Origin of the sequence: Kitasatospora sp. NPDC059795, assembly GCF_042732175.1 — a bacterium.
Taxonomy (GTDB): domain Bacteria; phylum Actinomycetota; class Actinomycetes; order Streptomycetales; family Streptomycetaceae; genus Kitasatospora.
In genome coordinates, this window is sequence record NZ_JBHWID010000024.1 from 14,123 (window position 1) to 33,304 (window position 19,182).

Annotated in this window: 14 protein-coding genes; 12 read left to right on the plus strand and 2 right to left on the minus strand. The window is 73.5% G+C overall.

Annotated features, from left to right (window positions below; translation table 11 throughout):
• The first annotated feature begins 40 nt into the window (after nt 1-40).
• The 5 genes from ACFV4P_RS32490 to ftsY all read left to right on the plus strand — a co-directional run bounded on the left by ACFV4P_RS32490 (nt 41) and on the right by ftsY (nt 6,996).
• A complete protein-coding gene (locus ACFV4P_RS32490; RefSeq protein ID WP_380477101.1) occupies nt 41-838 on the plus strand; it encodes a hypothetical protein in 798 nt (265 codons plus the stop codon).
• A gap of 121 nt (nt 839-959) precedes the next feature.
• Nucleotides 960-1,253: an acylphosphatase gene (locus ACFV4P_RS32495; protein ID WP_380477102.1), complete on the plus strand. Its 294-nt coding sequence runs from the start codon at nt 960-962 to the stop codon at nt 1,251-1,253.
• A 382-nt stretch (nt 1,254-1,635) separates the two neighbouring features.
• Nucleotides 1,636-1,839, plus strand: a complete 204-nt coding sequence (locus ACFV4P_RS32500; RefSeq protein ID WP_073813930.1) for a hypothetical protein — start codon at nt 1,636-1,638, stop codon at nt 1,837-1,839.
• 281 nt (nt 1,840-2,120) lie between these two features.
• Nucleotides 2,121-5,756 (plus strand): chromosome segregation protein SMC, encoded by a 3,636-nt coding sequence (gene smc, locus ACFV4P_RS32505; protein ID WP_380477103.1) that lies wholly within the window; start codon nt 2,121-2,123, stop codon nt 5,754-5,756.
• 13 nt (nt 5,757-5,769) lie between these two features.
• On the plus strand, nt 5,770-6,996 hold the full coding sequence (ftsY, locus tag ACFV4P_RS32510; protein WP_380477104.1) for a signal recognition particle-docking protein FtsY: 1,227 nt from the start codon (nt 5,770-5,772) through the stop codon (nt 6,994-6,996).
• 75 nt (nt 6,997-7,071) lie between these two features.
• Here the strand turns inward: ftsY and ACFV4P_RS32515 are convergent, their stop codons facing one another.
• Nucleotides 7,072-7,737 (minus strand): bifunctional DNA primase/polymerase, encoded by a 666-nt coding sequence (locus ACFV4P_RS32515; protein WP_380477105.1) that lies wholly within the window; start codon nt 7,735-7,737, stop codon nt 7,072-7,074.
• A gap of 406 nt (nt 7,738-8,143) precedes the next feature.
• Between ACFV4P_RS32515 and ACFV4P_RS32520 the strand changes: the two genes are divergently transcribed.
• From ACFV4P_RS32520 to ftsH, 7 genes are all read left to right on the plus strand, one after another.
• A complete protein-coding gene (locus ACFV4P_RS32520) occupies nt 8,144-9,625 on the plus strand; it encodes a hypothetical protein (protein ID WP_380477138.1) in 1,482 nt (493 codons plus the stop codon).
• A gap of 171 nt (nt 9,626-9,796) precedes the next feature.
• The gene (locus ACFV4P_RS32525) at nt 9,797-11,113 is read left to right on the plus strand and encodes an ammonium transporter (RefSeq protein ID WP_073813921.1); all 1,317 of its coding nucleotides are present in this window, start codon (nt 9,797-9,799) and stop codon (nt 11,111-11,113) included.
• Nucleotides 11,110-11,448 (plus strand): P-II family nitrogen regulator, encoded by a 339-nt coding sequence (locus ACFV4P_RS32530; protein ID WP_073813920.1) that lies wholly within the window; start codon nt 11,110-11,112, stop codon nt 11,446-11,448. Before ACFV4P_RS32525 ends, ACFV4P_RS32530 begins: the two co-directional genes overlap by 4 nt.
• A gap of 19 nt (nt 11,449-11,467) precedes the next feature.
• A complete protein-coding gene (locus tag ACFV4P_RS32535) occupies nt 11,468-13,855 on the plus strand; it encodes a [protein-PII] uridylyltransferase (protein WP_380477106.1) in 2,388 nt (795 codons plus the stop codon).
• 100 nt (nt 13,856-13,955) lie between these two features.
• Nucleotides 13,956-15,509 (plus strand): signal recognition particle protein, encoded by a 1,554-nt coding sequence (gene ffh, locus ACFV4P_RS32540; protein WP_380477107.1) that lies wholly within the window; start codon nt 13,956-13,958, stop codon nt 15,507-15,509.
• 180 nt (nt 15,510-15,689) lie between these two features.
• Nucleotides 15,690-16,220: a GNAT family N-acetyltransferase gene (locus tag ACFV4P_RS32545; RefSeq protein ID WP_380477108.1), complete on the plus strand. Its 531-nt coding sequence runs from the start codon at nt 15,690-15,692 to the stop codon at nt 16,218-16,220.
• Between the two features lie 113 nt (nt 16,221-16,333).
• Complete coding sequence (gene ftsH, locus ACFV4P_RS32550; RefSeq protein ID WP_380477109.1) at nt 16,334-18,238, plus strand: ATP-dependent zinc metalloprotease FtsH; 1,905 nt, start codon at nt 16,334-16,336, stop codon at nt 18,236-18,238.
• Here the strand turns inward: ftsH and ACFV4P_RS32555 are convergent.
• On the minus strand, nt 18,225-19,016 hold the full coding sequence (locus tag ACFV4P_RS32555) for a class I SAM-dependent methyltransferase (protein ID WP_380477110.1): 792 nt from the start codon (nt 19,014-19,016) through the stop codon (nt 18,225-18,227). The genes ftsH and ACFV4P_RS32555 overlap by 14 nt on opposite strands.
• Nucleotides 19,017-19,182: the final 166 nt, after the last annotated feature.

Genomic DNA, 19,182 nt, shown 5'->3' on the forward strand with positions numbered 1-19,182 from the left:
GGGTATTGACGTCACGTCGGCTCGGCGATTTACTGCGGGCATGGCACCTGTGGAGTTCGCCGTCGCGGCCGAGCACTACCTGACGGAGGCCCCGCTCTCGGCGGGCTCCCGGCGGGTCTACCGGATCGCCCTGCACACCTGGGCCTGGCTGCTGGTCGGGCGCACCCCGCCGGTCGGCGCCGAGCGGCGGCGGGCCGCGCCGCCGGTGCTGCCGCTCGCCCTGCTGGACGGGCCGGACGCGCCCCGGCGGGTCGCCGAGGCGTTCGCCGCCCGGGCCGAGGCGGTCGGCGCGCGCACCGCGAACCGCGAACTGTCCGCGCTGCGGGCCGCCGTGCGGCACTGGCGCGAGCGGGGCTGGCTGACCGGCGACCCCGCCGAGGGCCTGCGTCCGCTGCCCGCCGCCGCGCCCGGACCCGCGCTCACCGACGCCCAGGTGCGGGCCGTGCTGGCGCTGCGGGCGCCGCTGCGCGAGAAGGTGCTCTGGCACCTGGTGCGGGAGACCGGCGCGCCCATCGAACGCCTGCTGGCGCTGGACGTCGACCGGCTCGACCCGGCCGACCGGCAGACCCGGCCCGCCGTCGGCGAACGCCCGCTGCGCTGGCGCGGCGGCGCCGCCCGGCTGCTGCCGCTGCTGATCGCCGGCCGCAGCGCCGGCCCGCTGTTCCTCACCGACCGGCGGGCCCCGGCCGGCACCCCGGAGCGCGACCGCTGCCCGCTCACCGGCCGGGCCCGACTCTCCTACCGCCGCGCCGCCGAACTGTTCACCGCCGCCACCGCCCCGCTGGATCCGGCCGGCCGCGGTTGGACGCTGCACCGGCTGGCCGAGCCGCACCGCTGAGGTGGCCCCGGGCGGCGGCGATGTCGATGCCGTGGATGCGCACGGGCCGATGAGGGGGCACGGTGGAAGGGGCGTGAAGCCCGTTCCGTGCGCCCCTGAAGTGCCCGACTATGGTCGACGCATGCAAGGTCGCGACAGTCATCGTTCCGTCCGCGCCACCATCTGGGTGCGTGGGCGCGTCCAGCAGGTGGGGTTCCGCTGGTGGACCAGGGCGCGGGCCCTGGAGATCGGGCTGACGGGCTATACGAGCAACCTCGGCGACGGCCGCGTCCAGGTGGTCGCCGAGGGGTCGCGCGCGGACTGCGAGCGGCTGCTCGCCGCGCTGCGCGGGCCCGGAACGCCAGGTCGGGTCAGCGGAGTCACGGAAATCTGGAGCGCCGTGGGCGACGGATACGAGAGCTTCGCGATCCGATGAACACACCGCAGTTGCCGGTCGGAGGAGAGCCGCCGGCAACTGCCGGTGTCATGCGGTTGCCAACCGGGCAGACTCGTGGTTGACTCCGCAGGCGTAGTGATCCACTACCCCGGCCGATGGCGTGACGACCCCGCCATGCAGGTGACAGGGGCGCGGTAGCGTGCGGTGATCGTGTTGACCCGTACGGTCTTTGGTGAGACGCTGGAAACCCGCGTACAGGCCTGAGTTTACCGGCGAGGCTCCGCCGTGTGAGCATGCCACTCACCAGCGGCTGTCCCGTAGTGCCCAGCCAGCACGTCCGGCGCCCAGGCGCGTGCGTATCCCTTCCCCCAAGACCCACACCGTACACGGTTCGGTCACTCAGCGTGGAGGACCACACATCATGGCAAAGGCGCTTCTCGGGTACGTCGGCGGCCCCGACCCGCGAATGCTCTCCGAGATGCGGCGGCTTCAGCAGCGCGTCCAGGACCTGGAGAACGAGCTCACGAAACTCCAGGCCGAGAACGACGCGCTGATCGCCGTCGCTGACGAGCATTCGTTGCTCAACAGCATCGACCTGGACCAGCGCGAGCCGGCCCTCACCTGATCGAAACGGTCAACCGATCGCTCGTGGTCCTCACGATCGACGCTGTGACGCACTGAGCGTCCCCGATTCGGGGATGGCAGCCTGCAAGGGACGTCCGAGGCGGACGTCCCTTCGTCGTGTGCGCGGTCTCCTTTCGTCCCAACCTGCCCCGCTCACGGCGTGGCCAAACCGCCACCTGGGGGCAGTCGGGCGGCCCCGCCGGATACAGTCGCCAAGCGACGGGCCCCGGACGGGACGGCCCGGCGCCGGCGGCGGCGACAGCGGGCGAGGAGGACGGCCGGGTGCACCTGAAGAGCCTGACCCTGCGCGGGTTCAAGTCCTTCGCCTCGGCGACCACCCTGCGCTTCGAACCCGGCATCACCTGCGTCGTCGGCCCCAACGGCTCCGGCAAGTCCAACGTCGTCGACGCGCTGTCCTGGGTGATGGGCGAACAGGGCGCGAAGTCGCTGCGCGGCGGCAAGATGGAGGACGTGATCTTCGCCGGCACCAGCGGGCGACCCCCGCTCGGCCGCGCCGAAGTCAGCCTCACCATCGACAACACCGACGGCGCGCTGCCCATCGAGTACACCGAAGTCACCATCACCCGGACGATGTTCCGCAACGGCGGCAGCGAGTACGCGCTCAACGGCACCGGCTGCCGGCTCCTCGACATCCAGGAACTGCTCTCCGACTCCGGCATCGGCCGCGAGATGCACGTCATCGTCGGACAGGGCCGGCTCGACTCCGTGCTGCACGCCGACCCGATGGGGCGGCGCGCCTTCATCGAGGAGGCGGCCGGCGTCCTCAAGCACCGCAAGCGCAAGGAGAAGGCGCTGCGGAAGATCGACGCGATGCAGGCCAACCTGAACCGCGTCCAGGACCTGGTCGCCGAACTGCGCCGCCAGCTCGGCCCGTTGGGACGGCAGGCGAAGATCGCCCGGCGGGCCGCCGGCATCCAGGCCGAACTGCGCGACGCCCGACTGCGGCTGCTCGCCGACGACCTGCTCACCCTGCGCAAGGCCGTCGAGGCCGAAGTCGCCGACGAGCTGGCGCTGAAGCTGCGCCGCACCACCGTCGAACAGCAGCTCGCCGCCGCCGTCCAGCGCGAAGCCGTCCTGGAGGCCCAGGTCGAACAGCTCGGGCCCGCCCTGGAGGCCGCCCGGCAGACCTGGTACCGGCTGTCCGCGCTCGCCGAACGCACCCGCGGCACCGTCGGACTCGCCGAGGCCCGGATCCGGGCCGCCGCCACCGCGGGGCAGCCGGAGGAACGGCGCGGCCGCGACCCCGAGGACCTGGAACGGGAAGCCGCCCGGGTCCGCGAGGAGGAAGCCGCCCTCGAAGCCGCCCTGGAAGAGGCCCGGTACGCGCTCGCCGAAGCCGTCGAGGAACGCGCCGAACTCGAACGCGCCCTCACCGCCGAGGAGTTGCGGCTCAAGGCGGACGCCCGGGCGATCGCCGACCGCCGCGAAGGCCTGGCCCGACTGCAGGGCCGGGCCGCCGCCGCCCGCTCCCGCGCCACCGCCGCCGAAGCCGAGACCGAACGGCTCGCCACCGCCCGCGACGAAGCGCTGCTGCGCGCCGAGGCCGCCCGGGCCGAGTACCGGGAACTCCTCGAACAGCACGAGCTGACCGAGGCCGGCGACCAGGACATCGAGAGCCGCCACGAGCTGGCCCGGGCCGCGCTGGCCGACGCCGAACGGGCCGCCGGCGCGGCCCGGGACGCGCTCGCCGGAGCCGAGAAGGAACGCGCCGCGCTCACCGCCCGACACGAGGCCCTCGCCCTCGGCCTGCGCCGCAAGGACGGCAGCGCCACCCTGCTCGGGCGGCCCGGCGTCCTCGGACCCGCCGCCGAACTGCTGCGCATCGAGCCCGGGTTCGAACTCGCGATCGCGGCCGGGCTGGGCGCCGCGGCGGACGCCGTCGCGGTCGAGGACGCCGCCACCGCCGCCGAAGCACTCGCCGGGCTGCGCGCCGAGGACGAGGGGCGGGCGGCCCTGCTGATCGCCGTGCCGGATCAGGGGGTCGGCGACGGGCTGCCCGAAGGGGCGCGCTGGGCGGGGGAGTTGGTCGACGGGCCGATGGCCGGGGCCGCGCGGCGGCTGCTGCGGGCCGTCGCGGTGGTGGAACACCTCGGTGCGGCGCAGGAGTTGATCGACCGCCACCCGCAGTGGACGGCCGTCACCACGGACGGCGACCTGCTGTCCCGCGCCTTCGCGAGCGGCGGCTCGGCCGGCGCCCCCAGTGCGCTGGAGACCCGGGCCGCCGTCGCGGAGGCCGCCCGCGGCATCGAGGAACTCGACGAGCGCTGTGCGGAGTTGACCGAGCGGCTCGCCGAGGCGGTCGAACATCGGCGCGAACTCGCGGCCGAGGTCGATCAGTTGGCCGTGCTGCGCAGGCAGGGCGAGAAGCAGCGCGCCGAACTCGCCGGAGCGCTCGGCCGTTCGGGCGGCGCCGCGCGGGCCGCCGCCGGCGAGGCCGAACGCACCGCCACCGCCGCCGCCAAGGCCGAGAGCGGCCTCGCCGAGGCCACCGCCGCCGCCGAGGAACTCGCCGAACGCCTCGCCACCGCCGAGGAGTCGGCCGACCGCGGCGAGGACGAACCCGACAGCACCGAACGCGACCGGCTCGCCACCGCCGGAACCGCCGCCCGGCAGACCGAGATGGAAGCCCGGCTCGCCGTCCGCACCCACGAGGAACGCGTCCGCGGCCTGGCCGGTCGCGCCGAGCAGCTGGACCGCGCCGCCCGCACCGAACGCGAAGCCCGGGCCCGCGCCGCCGAACGCCGCGCCCGCGCCCGCCACGAAGCCGCCGTCGCCGGAGCCGTCGCCACCGCCGCCCGCCAACTCCTCGGCCGGATCGAGGAGACCCTCGCCACCGCCGAGACCGAACGCGCCGGCGTCGAGGCCGACCGGGCAGCCCGCGAGACCGAACTCCGCCATTTCCGCGAGAACGGCCGCGAACTCCAGGCCGAACTCGACCGGCTGGTCGACGCCGGCCACCGCGACGAGGTGCTGCGCGCGGAGAAACGGCTCCGGATCGAACAGCTGGAGGCCAAGGCGCTGGAGGAGTTCGGCATCGAGGGTGCCGAACTGCTCGCCGGCTACGGCCCCGACCGGCCCGTTCCGGCGCCGCTGCCCGAGGACGGCCGGGACGGGCAGGACGGGCAGGACGAGCAGGACGGGCAGTGCGGCCAGGAGCCCGGGGAGCCGCGTCCGTACGTCCGAGCCGAGGTGGAGAAGCGGCTCAAGGCCGCCGAACGCGCCCACCAGCAGCTCGGCAAGGTCAACCCGCTCGCGCTGGAGGAGTTCGCCGCGCTGGAGGCCCGCCACCAGTTCCTCGGCGAACAGCTCGACGACCTGCGCAAGAGCCGCCGCGACCTGCTCGACATCGTCCGCGACGTCGACGCCCGGGTCGAGCAGCTGTTCACCGCCGCCTACCAGGACACCGCCGCCCAGTTCGAGGGCGTCTTCGCCCGGCTCTTCCCCGGCGGCGAAGGCCGGCTCGTCCTCACCGACCCCGAGAACATGCTCACCACCGGCGTCGAGGTCGAGGCCCGGCCGCCCGGCAAGAAGGTCAAGCGACTCTCGCTGCTCTCCGGCGGCGAACGCTCACTGACCGCCGTGGCACTGCTGGTGGCGATCTTCAAGGCCCGGCCCAGCCCGTTCTACGTCATGGACGAGGTCGAGGCCGCGCTCGACGAAACCAATCTGCGCCGGTTGGTCGCGATCATGGAAGAACTGCGGGAGAGTTCCCAACTGATCGTCATTACCCACCAGAAGCTCACCATGGAATCCGCCGACGCCCTGTACGGCGTGACCATGAAGGGAGACGGCATCTCCCAGGTGATCAGCCAGCGCCTGCGAATGCCGGACGGCACGGCGGGGCAGGACGGAAAGGCTGGAGCCCGCGCAACCCGGGCCGGCGTAGGCGCTAAGTGATACTGGACGGGTTATGGAATACGTGATCCTTGCCGTTGTCATCGCGGTGGTCGCCATCGGCGCGATCACCGGACTCGTCGTTTCCGGCAAACGACGCAAAGAGCTGAACAAGCCGACCCAGACCCCGACGATCACCGCGCCGTCGAAGGCCGACCGCCCGAGCGCGCCCGCCAAGCCCGCCGAAGGCGCGGCCGAGCCCACCGCGCCCCCGGCCGCCGAGACCCCGGCCGCACCGGTGGTCGAGGAGCCCCCGGCCGCGGCCCCCGCCGAAGAGGTGCTGGTCGAGGAGGCGGAAGCCGCCCCCGCGATCGAGGTTCCCGAACCCACCGCCGGACGCCTGGTCCGACTGCGCTCGCGGCTCTCCCGCTCGCAGTCCACGCTCGGCAAGGGCCTGCTGACCCTGCTCTCCCGCGACCGCCTCGACGAGGACACCTGGGAGGAGATCGAGGAGATCCTGCTCACCGCCGACGTCGGCGTCGGCGCCACCCAGGAGCTCGTCGACAACCTGCGCACCCGCGTCAAGGTGCTCGGCACCCGCACCCCCGACGAACTGCGCGGGCTGCTCCGCGAAGAGCTGGTCAAGCTGATCGGCCCCGAGTTCGACCGCACCGTCCACTCCGTCAAGGCCGGCGGCGGCCCCGCCGTGGTCCTGGTGGTCGGCGTCAACGGCGTCGGCAAGACCACCACCACCGGCAAGCTCGCCCGCGTCCTGGTCGCCGACGGCCGCAAGGTCGTGCTCGGCGCCGCCGACACCTTCCGTGCCGCGGCCGCCGACCAGCTCCAGACCTGGGGCGAGCGCGTCGGCGCGCACACCGTCCGCGGTCCCGAGGGCGGCGACCCGGCCTCCGTCGCGTTCGACGCCGTCAAGCAGGGCATCGCCGACGGCGTCGACACCGTCCTGGTGGACACCGCCGGCCGCCTGCACACCAAGACCGGCCTGATGGACGAGCTCGGCAAGGTCAAGCGAGTCGTCGAGAAGCACGGGCCGGTGGACGAGGTGCTGCTCGTCCTCGACGCCACCACCGGTCAGAACGGCCTGGTGCAGGCCCGGGTGTTCGCGGAGGTCGTGGACATCACCGGCATCGTGCTCACCAAGCTGGACGGCACGGCGAAGGGCGGCATCGTGATCTCGGTGCAGCGCGAACTCGGCGTGCCCGTCAAGCTGATCGGCCTCGGCGAAGGCGCGGACGACCTCGCGCCGTTCGAGCCGGGGGCGTTCGTGGACGCGCTGCTGGGCTGACGGACACCCGTCGGCAAGGTCCGTTCGAGGAGAGACGCTCTCTCCTGGGACGGACCTTGCTGTGTGTGCGGCCCGTCAACCGGCCAGCGAGGTCTCGCGGTCGCGGGTGCGGTGGCAGGCGTACGCCAGCGTGCCCAGGAGGAGGCGGGCCTCCGGGGGACGGGTGTCGGGGGTGGGGCGGCGGAGCCAGCGCATCGGACCGAGCGGGCCGAGGGCGACGGGCGGGGCGGCCAGGTAGGAGCCGAGGCCGTGGCAGCCGAGGTCGAGGGAGGCGTCGTCCCAGCCCATGCGGTAGAGCAGGTCGGGCAGGCGCTCGGCGGTGCGCGGGGCGACGAAGAAGAGCAGACGGCCGGTGGGGGAGGCGAGGACGGGACCGACCTGGGTGCCCATCCGTTCGAGCCGGACCAGGGCCTGCAGGCCGGGTCGGGCCGGCACGTCCAGCACGTCGAACTGGTGGCCGGTGGGCAGCAGCAGCGGCGCGCCCGCGGGGCAGCTCGCGGCGAGCTCGGCCGCGTCGGCCCCCGGCGGGATGAGCGGGCCGACCCGGTGGTGCAGGTTGGGTGCGGCGCAGAGCGGGACGGCGCAGTCGCAGCGGAGCGAGGCGTGCGGCGGCGGGCTGCCGGCGGCGAGCGTCCAGCCCCAGCGCTCGGAGTACTCGCCGGCGGTGCGGAGCGCGGTGGGCCGGGTGCGGCGGCGGCCGGCCAGGGGCGCGAGTCGCAGGGTGCCGAGCAGCTTGTCCATGCCTCCCCCAACAGGTTCCGGTTCCGGGTGGTTACGGGACGGAGGCGGTGCGTCGCTTGGTGGGCGCGTGGTGCGTGGTGCGCCGGAGGCGCGCGTGGACCGGCGCACACCGATTCGAGCGGCCCGGGCGAGCAGGTGCCTTGCACCGGCGCTTCGGATGCCGGATCGTCGTTGCCGCACGCGTGCCTCCATCGGAATCCGGGCATGTGCCGGGGTCATGACGAGCTGTCACATAGTGAATCGCGGCTCCGCGCCCGGTAGTTCACTCGTGGGGGTGGCGAAAGGTGGCGTTTCCCCGACGTTGCTCCCTCGGATGGCGGAGGGGCGCTACGTTCTGGATACGGAATGCAGCGGACCGGTCACAGCGGTCGGCGAAGTGACGAGTCGTCAAGGCGAGCGGGAGCCCCTGTCGGGGCGGGATGGGGACGGTCCCATGGGTGAGAAGCAGCCGAACGAGAAGCTGGGCTCCTGGTTCGCGCGGAGTGGCTGGTCGAAGGGCGAACTGGCCCGCCAGGTGAACCGGAGAGCGCGGCAGATCGGCGCGCACCACGTCTCCACGGACACCTCACGGGTGCGCCGATGGCTGGACGGGGAGCAGCCGCGCGAGCCGATTCCGAAGATCATGTCGGAGCTGTTCTCCGAGCGTTTCGGCTCGGTGGTGTCGATCGAGGACCTCGGCCTGCGCGCCGCGATCCCGGTGACGACGGTCGGCGGCGGGGTCGACCTGCCGTGGAGCCCGCAGCAGACGGTGCAGGCGATCAGCGAGTACTCGCGCAGCGACCTGATGCTCAACCGCCGCGGCTTCCTGGGCACTTCGCTGGCGCTGACGGCCGGCGCGGCGCTGATCGAGCCGATGCAGCGCTGGTTGACGCCGGGCCCGAACGGCGAGCCCACGCCGATCCTGGCGGCGGCCAACGGGGGCGACCAGTTCTCCGGCCGACTGTCCGAGCCGGAGATGCAGTTGCTGGAGCAGACCACCGAGATGTTCCGGAAGTGGGACGCCCAGAACGGCGGCGGCCTGCGCCGCAAGGCCGTGGTGGGCCAGCTCCACGAGGTCACCGACCTGCTGCAGGAGACGTACCCCGAGGCCATCACCAAGCGGCTGTTCCGGCTCACCGCCGAACTCGCCCACCTGGCGGGCTTCATGTCGTACGACGTGGGCATGCACCCGAGCGCGCAGAAGTACTACGTGCTGTCGCTGCACGCCGCCAAGGAGGCCGGTGACCGGCCGTTCGGCGCGCACGTGCTGACCGACATGTGCCGGCAGATGATCCACCTGAACCGCGGCGAGGACGCGCTGGAGCTGATCCACCTGGCCCAGTACGGCAGCCGGGACACCGCGAGCACCCGCCAGCAGTCGCTGCTGTACGCGATGGAGGCCCGTGCGTACGCCACCATCGGCGAGGTCAACCGCTGCGCCCGGGCGATCCGACTCTCCGAGGACACCTTCAGCGACATCAACGCCGGTGACGAGTCGCCGAACTGGCTGCGGTTCTTCTCGGAGGCCGAGCTCAACGCGGAGAACGGCCACTCCTACCGGGACCTCGCCTACACCTCGGACCGGGGCGTCGCGATGGCCAAGTCCGCCGAGCCGATGATCACCAAGGCCGTCGACATGTTCCGCGAGGACGGCGACCACGTCCGCACCTACGCGTTCAACCTGGTCGGCATGGCCTCGGTGCGGCTGCTGCAGCGCGAGCCGGAGGACGCCGCGGAGTACTGCGAGGCGGCGGTGGACATCGCCCGCAAGGTGCGCTCCGAGCGGCTGAACACCCGGGTCCGAAAGACCTCCGAGGCCGCCACCCGGGACTTCCGCGGCGTGTCCGGGGTGGACCGGCTCGCCGAGCGGGTGGTCCAGGACATCCCGGAGTTCGTCTCGGTGGTCTGACCGGCCCTCGCGGTTCACGCGCCCGTAACGAGCGCGTCGACCACGTCACCGCAGTGAAACACCGAGCCGCATCGGCGGAAACCCGCCTTCGGCACGCTCCTCCCAACGCCGACATGCCGGGACGGTCACCCGTCCCGGCATGGAGCGGCTTCCACTTCGGAGGAGACGCCGATGCCGGACGGCTTCAGCGCGGGCGACACCGCATTCGTGCTCATCAGTGCGGCCCTGGTCATGGTGATGACCCCGGGCCTGGCCTTCTTCTACGGGGGCATGGTCAGGGTCCGCAGCACCCTCAACATGCTCGCCATGAGCTTCGTCTCGCTCGCGATCGTCAGCGTGCTCTGGGTGCTCTACGGGTACTCGCTGGCCTTCGGGCCGGACGCCGGCGCCGGGCTGATCGGGAACCTCGACTTCGTCGGCCTGCGCGGCATCGACCTGAACGCGCTCACCGGCAGCATCCCGGTCACCGCGTTCGCCGTGTTCCAGCTGATGTTCGCGATCATCACCCCGGCGCTGATCAGCGGCGCGATCGCGGACCGGGCGCGGTTCGCGTCCTGGTGCCTGTTCGTGGCGCTCTGGGCGACGATCGTGTACTTCCCGGTCGCGCACTGGGTGTTCTTCTTCGACGGCGGCCACGGCGGCTGGCTCGGCGACCGCAACGGCGTGATCGACTTCGCCGGCGGCACCGCCGTGCACATCAACGCCGGTGCGGCGGGCCTGGCCCTGGCGCTGGTGCTGGGCCCGCGGATCGGCTTCCGCAAGGACCCGATGCGCCCGCACAGCTTGCCGCTGGTGATGCTCGGCTCCGGCCTGCTGTGGTTCGGCTGGTTCGGCTTCAACGCGGGCTCGGCGCTGGCCGCGAACGGCATCGCGGGCATGGCGTTCCTGAACACCCAGGTCGCCACCGCCGCCGCGATGCTCGGCTGGCTGGCGTACGAGCGGCTGCGGCACGGCGCGTTCACCACCCTCGGCGCGGCGTCCGGCGCGGTCGCCGGGCTGGTCGCCATCACCCCCGCGTGCGGCTCGGTGTCGCCGCTCGGCGCGGTCGCCGTCGGCCTGCTCGCGGGCGCGGTGTGCGCCGCCGCGATCAGCCTCAAGTACCGCTTCGGCCTTGACGATTCGCTCGACGTGGTGGGCGTCCACCTGGTCGGCGGCGTGATCGGCTCGCTGCTGATCGGCCTGTTCGCCACCGGCCACGTCGGACAGAGCGCGGCCGGCCTGTTCTACGGCGGCGGTCTCGGACAGCTCGGCAAGCAGGCGCTCGGCGTGGCCGTCGTGCTGGTGTACTCGTTCGTGCTCTCCTGGCTGCTGGGCACCGCGATCCAGCGCACGATCGGCTTCCGGGTCACCGAGGACGTCGAACTGTCCGGCATCGACCAGGCCGAACACGCCGAGTCCGCCTACGACTTCACCGCCGCCGGAGCCGGCCAGGCCCGCACCGCACCCACGTTCGCGATCACCGAGAAGACCGAGGTCGACGCCCGATGAAGCTCATCACCGCCGTCATCAAGCCGCACCGCCTGGACGAGGTCAAGGAGGCCCTGCAGGCGTTCGGGGTGCACGGCCTGACCGTCACCGAGGCCAGCGGGTACGGCCGGCAGCGCGGCCACACCGAGGTCTACCGGGGCGCCGAGTACACCATCGACCTGGTGCCCAAGGCCCGGGTGGAAATACTGGTCGAGGACGAGGACGCCGAGCAGGTGATCGACGTGGTGGTCCGGGCCGCCCGGACCGGGAAGATCGGCGACGGCAAGGTGTGGTCCGTCCCGGTGGAGACCGCTGTGCGGGTCCGCACCGGCGAACGCGGCCCCGACGCCCTCTGACCCCGACCCGGGAGCAGCCGTGACGAGCACCGACCGCGGCGGACCCGCCGAACGCGCCCGGCTGCTGGCCGACCCCGCCCGCACCGGACGCGAGCGGCGCACCGCACTGGCCCGGCTCACCGACGACTGGCTGGCCGACCTGTACCGGGCGGCCGGCGCGCCCCCCGGCACCGCGCTGGTCGCCGTCGGCGGCTACGGCCGCGGCGAACTCTCCCCACGCAGCGACCTCGACGTGCTGCTGCTGCACGACGGCCCGCTCCCGGCCGGGCTCGCCGAACGGATCTGGTACCCCGTCTGGGACAGCGGCATCGCCCTCGACCACGCCGTCCGCACCCCCGACGGGGCCCGCAAGGTCGCCGCCGCCGACCTCAAGGCCGGCCTCGGCCTGCTGGACGCCCGCCACCTGGCCGGCGACGCGCGGATCACCGCCGCGCTGCGCACCCGGGTGCTCGCGGACTGGCGCGCCGCCGCCCCCGTCCGGCTGCCCGACCTGCACGCCCTCGTCCGGGCCCGGGCCGAACGCCACGGCGAGGCGTCCTTCCTGCTGGAACCCGACCTGAAGGAGGCCCGCGGCGGCCTGCGCGACCTGGTCGCACTCGACGCGGTCGCGGCCAGCTGGCTCGCCGACGCCCCCCGCGACGGCCTGGACGCCGCCGCCCGCACCCTCGCCGACGTCCGCGACGCCCTGCACCTGACCTGCGGCCGGGCCACCGAACGACTCGCCCTGCAGGACCAGGACCAGGTCGCCGCCCGGCTCGGCCTGCCCGACGCCGACACCCTGCTGCGGCAGGTCTACCGGGCCGCCCGCACCGTCGCGTACGCCTCCGACGTCACCTGGCGGGCCGTCGAGCGCGTCCTCGCCGCCCGCCGACCGGCCCGGCTCGGCCTCCCGTTCCGCGGCGCCCGCCGGTCCGCGCCGGTCGAACGCCGACCGCTCGCCGAGGGCGTGGTCGAGCAGGACGGCGAGGCGGTGCTCGCCCGGGCCGCCCGCCCGGCCGCCGATCCGGTGCTGCCGCTGCGCGCCGCCGCCGCGGCCGCCCAGGCCGGACTGCCCGTCGCGCACGCCACCGTCCGCCGGCTGGCCGCCGAGACCGGACCGCTCCCGGTGCCCTGGCCCGACGAGGCCCGCCACCTGCTGGTCACCCTGCTCGGCGCCGGCGAGGCCTGCCTGCCGGTGTGGGAGGCGCTGGACGCCGAAGGGCTGATCGTCCGGCTGCTGCCCGACTGGGAGTCGGTCCGCTGCCGCCCGCAGCGCAACGCCGTGCACCGCTGGACCGTCGACCGGCACCTGATCGAGACCGCGGTGCGCGCCGCCGCGCTCACCCGCCGCACCTCCCGCCCCGACCTGCTGCTGGTCGCCGCGCTGCTGCACGACCTCGGCAAGGGCCGGCCCGGCGACCACTCCGAGACCGGCGGGGCGATGGTCCGCGACCTGGCCGTCCGGATGGGCTTCGACAAGCCGGACACCGACACCCTGGCGCTGCTGGTGCGCCACCACCTGACGCTGGTGGACACCGCCACCCGCCGCGACCCCGACGACCCGGCCACCGCCGACCTGATCGCCGGGGCCGTCGGCGACCGCACCCACCTGGAGCTGCTGCACGCGCTCACCGAGGCCGACGCCACCGCCACCGGACCCGCCGCCTGGTCCGCCTGGCGGGCCACCCTGGTCGACCAGCTGGTCGTCCGGACCGCCGCCCGGCTGGCCGGCTCGCGCCCGCCGACCGCCGGCGCCCCCACCGTCGAGCAGGAGCGCCTCGTCGTCGAGGCCGCCCGCACCGGCGCCCCCGTGCTGGCCCTGCGCGCGCAGGCCGAACCCGCCGACGGCGCCGAGGCCGTCGGCGTCGAACTGACCCTCGCCGTCCCCGACCGCCCCGGCCTGCTCGGCACCGTGGCGGGCCTGCTGGCCGTGCACCGGCTCGCCGTCCGCAAGGCCGTGCTGCGCGCACTCGACCCGGTCGGCGCCGGTCCCGTCCTGCTGATCGACTGGACGGTCGCCGCCCAGTACGGCGACGTCCCCGAGGCGGCGCGGCTCCGGTCCGACCTGCGGCGCGCCCTGGACGGCTCGCTGGACGTCGCCCGCCGACTCGCCGAACGCGACGCCGCCGCCCCGCTCCGACCCGGCATCCGCACCCCGCCGCCGCTGGTCACCGTCGCCCCCGACACCGCGTCCCGCTCGGCGACCGTGCTGGAGGTGCGCGCCCACGACGCCCCCGGCCTGCTGCACCGGATCGGCCGCGCCCTGGACACCGCGGGCGTACGGGTCCGCACCGCGCACGTCTCCACCCTCGGAGCGGAGGCCGTGGACGCGTTCTACCTGACCACCGAGGACGGCCGACCGCTGCCGCCGGCCCGTGCGCGGCAGGTGGCGAGGGCCGTTCAGGACGCCCTGGAGACCGGCCGGTAGCGCGTTGACGCAGGGGCGCAGACCGCCCACCGGGCGTACGGCTACCCTTGGGGGCGACGACAGTACCCGTACTCGATGCCGCAAGGGACCCGCGACCGACGTGTTCGACACTCTCTCCGACCGCCTCGCAGCGACGTTCAAGAACCTCCGGGGCAAGGGCCGTCTCAGCGAGGCGGACATCGACGCCACCGCGCGCGAGATCCGGATCGCCCTGCTGGAGGCGGACGTCGCGCTCCCCGTGGTCCGCGCCTTCATCAAGCAGGTCAAGGACCGCGCCCTCGGCTCCGAGGTCTCCGGCGCGCTGAACCCCGCCCAGCAGATCATCAAGATCGTCAACGAGGAGCTCATCGGCATCCTCGGTGGCGAGACCCGCCGCCTCCGGTACGCCAAGACCGGCCCGACGGTGATCATGCTCGCCGGTCTCCAGGGCGCCGGTAAGACCACCCTGGCCGGAAAGCTCGGCCACTGGCTCAAGGCCCAGAAGCACACCCCGCTGCTGGTCGCCTGCGACCTCCAGCGCCCCAACGCCGTCAACCAGCTGCAGGTCGTCGCCGACCGCGCGGGCGTCGCCTTCTACGGCCCGCAGCCCGGCAACGGCGTCGGCGACCCGGTGCAGGTCGCCCGCGACTCCATCGAGTACGCCAAGCAGAAGCAGTACGACGTCGTCGTCGTCGACACTGCCGGCCGCCTCGGCATCGACGCCGAACTGATGCAGCAGGCCGCGGACATCCGCGCCGCGGTCGACCCGGACGAGGTCCTGTTCGTGGTCGACGCCATGGTCGGCCAGGACGCGGTCACCACCGCGCAGGCCTTCCTCGAAGGCGTCGACTTCACCGGCGTGGTGCTCTCCAAGCTCGACGGCGACGCCCGCGGCGGCGCCGCGCTCTCCGTCGCGCACGTCACCGGCCGTCAGATCATGTTCGCCTCCAACGGCGAGAAGGTCGACGACTTCGACGCCTTCCACCCCGACCGGATGGCCTCGCGCATCCTCGGCATGGGCGACGTCCTCTCCCTGATCGAGAAGGCCGAGCAGACCTTCTCGCAGGCCGAGGCCGAGAAGATGGCCGCCAAGCTGCAGGGCGGCGGCAAGGAGTTCACGCTCGACGACTTCCTGTCGCAGCTGGAGCAGGTCCAGAAGATGGGCTCGATCTCCAAGCTCCTCGGCATGCTGCCCGGCATGGGCCAGATCCGGGACCAGATCAACAACATCGACGACAAGGACGTCAACCGGGTCGGCGCGATCATCAAGTCGATGACGCCGGCCGAGCGCACCGACCCGAAGCTCATCAACGGCTCGCGCCGCCTGCGCATCGCCAAGGGCGCCGGCGTCCAGGTCGGCGAGGTCTCCAGCCTGGTCGAGCGGTTCTTCGACGCCCGCAAGATGATGTCCGCGATGGCCTCCGGCAAGGGAATCCCGGGCATGCCCGGCATCCCCGGCATGGGCGGCGGCGGCAAGCGCTCCGGCAAGAAGGCCCCGGTCGCCAAGGGCAAGCGCAAGAGCGGCAACCCGCTCAAGCGCGCGCAGGAAGAGGCGGCAGCCGCCGAGCGCAAGGCCCTCGGGCCGGGCCAGGCCGACGGCAACGCGTTCGGCCTCCCGCCGGGCAAGGGGCCGTCGGACTTCGAGCTCCCCAAGGAGTTCAAGGACCTGCTGTAGGAGCACAGCCAGGGGCGCGGGGAACTGCGCGATGCGGGAGGACCCCGTCCGTAGGGTCGCGATCACGTGCAGGTCATTGTCCTGCGTCGCAATCTTGCGGTCGGGTGCGTTCCCCTTCGCGCAGTTCCCCGCGCCCCTGTTTTCGCTCCCGCCCGTGCCCGCTGCGTCATGATGGCTCGCATGCGCGTAACGATCCGAGCCCCCCGCCCCGACGACGTCGTTCCCTACGCGGAGGCGGTTCGCCGTTCCGCCGAGCACATCGGGCGGTGGAACCCGGTGGAGCCGGACGGGCTGCCGGATCTGTTGAGCCGTCAGGGGATGGGCCTGCGGACGTTCATGGTCTTCGACCGGGAGACCGGCGGCCTGGTCGGCAAGTGCAACGTGGCGAACATCGTGATGGCCCGGTTCCGTTGCGGTGTGCTGGGCTACGACTCGTACGTGCCGTTCGAGGGGACGGGCCGGATGTCGGAGGGCATGCGGCTGGTGGTGGAGCGGTGCTTCACGCCGGCCGAGGAGGGCGGGCTCGGCCTGCACCGGCTGGAGATCAACGTGCAGCCGGACAACGAGCGTTCGGTGGCGATGGCGCGCCGGCTGGGCTTCCGGCACGAGGGCTTCTCGCCGCGGATGCTGTTCCTGCAGGACACCTGGCGCGACCACGAGCGGTTCGCGCTGACGGCGGAGGAGTGGCCGACCCCGGTCCCCGTACGCTGACGGGCGTCGAGTCGTCGAGCCGTTGCAGCGTCGAGCCGTCGCGCCGTCGCGGCGTCGCGGCGTCGCGGCGTTGCGCACCGACCGGCGGGCGGCATGTCCGTATTGTCCGACGGGTGAGCAACCCCGTGCCGCCGCGCCAGACCCCCGACCAGCCCTGGCGGTCCGAGGGGGCGCCGCCCCCTCCGCCGCCGAAGAGGAAGATGCCGGGCGGCTGGACGGGCCTGATCCTCACCGCCCTGGTGGTGTTCCTGCTGTCGGACCTGCTGCTGAGCTTCTTCGGCGGCGGCGGGTCCACCACCATCTCGTACACCGAGTTCAGCAAGCAGCTCAACAGCGACAACATCACCAAGATCTACTCCAAGGGTGACTCCATCGAGGGCACCCTGCGGAACAAGCAGCCCAAGCCGGACGGCGGCAAGGGCGACTACACCGAATTCACCACCCAGCGCCCGGCGTTCGCCACCGACAGCCTGTGGAGCACGCTCCAGTCGCACAACGTCGAGGTGACCGCCCGCCCGGTGGTGCAGCAGCGCAGCTTCCTGGCGAACCTGCTGATCTCGCTCGCCCCGATGCTGCTGCTGATCGCGGTCTGGGTGTTCCTGGCCCGCCGGATGGCCGGCGGCCTGGGCGGCGGCGCGCTCGGTCGCAAGGCCCCGCCCAAGCCGGTGGACACCACCCAGGGCCGGCGCACCACGTTCAATGACGTGGCGGGCATCGACGAGGTGGAGGCCGAACTCAGCGAGGTCGTCGACTTCCTGAAGAACCCGCAGGCCTACCGCAGGCTCGGCGCGAAGATGCCCCGCGGCGTCCTGCTGTCCGGCCCGCCCGGCACCGGCAAGACGCTGCTCGCCCGCGCCGTCGCCGGGGAGGCGGACGTCCCGTTCTTCTCCGCCTCGGCGTCCGAGTTCATCGAGATGATCGTCGGCGTCGGCGCCAGCCGGGTCCGCGACCTGTTCACCGAGGCCCGCAAGGTCGCCCCCGCGATCATCTTCATCGACGAGATCGACACCATCGGCCGCCAGCGCGGCGGCGGTGGCGGCATGGGCGGCCACGACGAACGCGAACAGACGCTCAACCAGATCCTCACCGAGATGGACGGCTTCTCCGGCTCCGAGGGCGTGATCGTGATCGCCGCGACCAACCGCGCCGAGATCCTCGACCCCGCCCTGCTGCGCCCCGGCCGCTTCGACCGGCGGATCACCGTCAGCCCGCCCGACCGGACCGGCCGCGAGCAGATCCTGCGGATCCACGCCCGCGAAGTCCCGCTGGCCGAGGGCACCGACCTGGACGTCGTCGCCCGCACCACCCCCGGCATGACCGGCGCCGACCTGGCCAACCTGGTCAACGAGGCCGCGCTGCTGGCGGTCAAGCACCAGCAGGACGCGGTGAACCAGGAGAACCTGTCCGAGGCCCTGGAGAAGGTCCAACTCGGCGCGGTGCGACCGCTGGTGATGCCGCAGCAGGAACGCGAACGCACCGCCTACCACGAGTCCGGACACGCCCTGCTCGGCATGCTCCAGCCCGGCGCCGACCCGGTCCGCAAGGTCACCATCGTGCCGCGCGGCCGCGCCCTCGGCGTCACCCTCTCCACCCCCGACACCGACCGCTACTCCTACACCGAGCTCTACCTGCGCGGCCGGATCATCGGCGCCCTCGGCGGCATGGCCGCCGAGCAGGTGGTCTACGGGGTGGTCACCACCGGTGCCGAGAGCGACCTCGAACAACTCACCACCATCGCCCGCTCGATGGCCGGCCGCTGGGGCATGAGCAGCCTGGTCGGCCGGGTCACCGCCATCCCCAACGACGGCCAGTCCCCGTACGGGCTGTCCGCCGCGCCCACCACCCTGGACGCCGTCGACGAGGAGGCCCGCCGGATCGTCGCCGAGTGCTGGGAGGAGGCGATCGTCCTGCTCAACCGCCACCGCCACCGGCTCGACGCCCTCGCCACCGCCCTGCTGGAGGCCGAGACGCTGGACGAGGAAGCCGCCTACGCCGCCGCCGGGCTCAGTCGCGAGTAGCCCCGGCGCCCGCTGCCCAGTGGAACTCGTCCACCATCCGCACCGAGCCGTCCGGACGCAGGAACGGGTGCAGCGCCTCCTCCAACTCCTTGGCCACCAACGCCGCCCCGGCCTGCTGCTCCGCCCGGTCGAACAGACCGGTGGCCAGCAGGCCGCGGACCGCCGAGTCCAGGCCCGGGTAGGCGAACGGGCAGACCGCCCGGCCGGTGGCGGACGGGCGCAGACCGGCGGCGAGCAGCAGCGGCTCCAGCGCGAGGTGCTGCGGATCCTCCGGCGGCGCGTGCCGGTGCGCGACCTCCAGCACCGCCGTGCTCTCGCAGCGCTCCGCCGGGCCCCGGCCCGCGAGCACCAGCAGCCCGCCGGGGAGCGTGCGCTGCGCCGACCAGGCGACCAGCGCGGGCGTCGGCGTCCGCTCGAAAACCGTCACCAGGGAGTGCGCCGGCCGGGGGACGGGGTGCGCCGAACGGGCGAGACTCCCGCCGGGCGCCACCTGGAGCCCGCGGGCCGCCGCCAGCTCCCGCAGCTCCTCGTCCCACTCCACCCCAGCGACCTGCGCGCCGCGCCCCTCGGCGAGCAGCAGCGCCAGCCCCGACCGGCACCCCACCCCGAGCAAGCTGGTCGCCGGGCCGACCTCCAGCCGGCGGTAAACGTCCTGGTAGAGGGGGACGAGCATGCGCTCCTGGATCTCCGCCCAGTCCCGCGCCCGACCGCACCGCTCCGCCGGACCGTCCGCCCGTACCCGGTCCACGGTGCTGCCGGTCACCTGCGCTGAAGCCATCGCGGCCTCCCAATCGGTCCACGTCGGTCCTCGGAATCGGCTGCGTGTGCCGCAGCCCGGCACCCCCCGGCCCCTCTCAGCGAACAGCGGGTCGCCACCGTCGTCCAGAGGGGTGCGAGCAGGTCTCCGCGCGCTGCGGGTGTGCGCCCCGGGGTGTGCGCGGGCG

Excerpts from the sequence above, each read along its gene's own strand:
- ACFV4P_RS32500 (WP_073813930.1), top strand. The coding sequence starts at position 1,636 with ATGGCAAAGGCGCTTCTCGGGTACGTCGGCGGCCCCGACCCGCGAATG.
- ACFV4P_RS32490 (WP_380477101.1), top strand. The coding sequence starts at position 41 with ATGGCACCTGTGGAGTTCGCCGTCGCGGCCGAGCACTACCTGACGGAG.
- ACFV4P_RS32495 (WP_380477102.1), top strand. The coding sequence starts at position 960 with ATGCAAGGTCGCGACAGTCATCGTTCCGTCCGCGCCACCATCTGGGTG.
- ACFV4P_RS32545 (WP_380477108.1), top strand. The coding sequence starts at position 15,690 with ATGCGCGTAACGATCCGAGCCCCCCGCCCCGACGACGTCGTTCCCTAC.
- ACFV4P_RS32515 (WP_380477105.1), bottom strand. The coding sequence starts at position 7,737 with ATGGACAAGCTGCTCGGCACCCTGCGACTCGCGCCCCTGGCCGGCCGC.
- ACFV4P_RS32555 (WP_380477110.1), bottom strand. The coding sequence starts at position 19,016 with ATGGCTTCAGCGCAGGTGACCGGCAGCACCGTGGACCGGGTACGGGCG.
- ftsY (WP_380477104.1), top strand. The coding sequence starts at position 5,770 with ATGGAATACGTGATCCTTGCCGTTGTCATCGCGGTGGTCGCCATCGGC.
- ACFV4P_RS32525 (WP_073813921.1), top strand. The coding sequence starts at position 9,797 with ATGCCGGACGGCTTCAGCGCGGGCGACACCGCATTCGTGCTCATCAGT.
- ACFV4P_RS32530 (WP_073813920.1), top strand. The coding sequence starts at position 11,110 with ATGAAGCTCATCACCGCCGTCATCAAGCCGCACCGCCTGGACGAGGTC.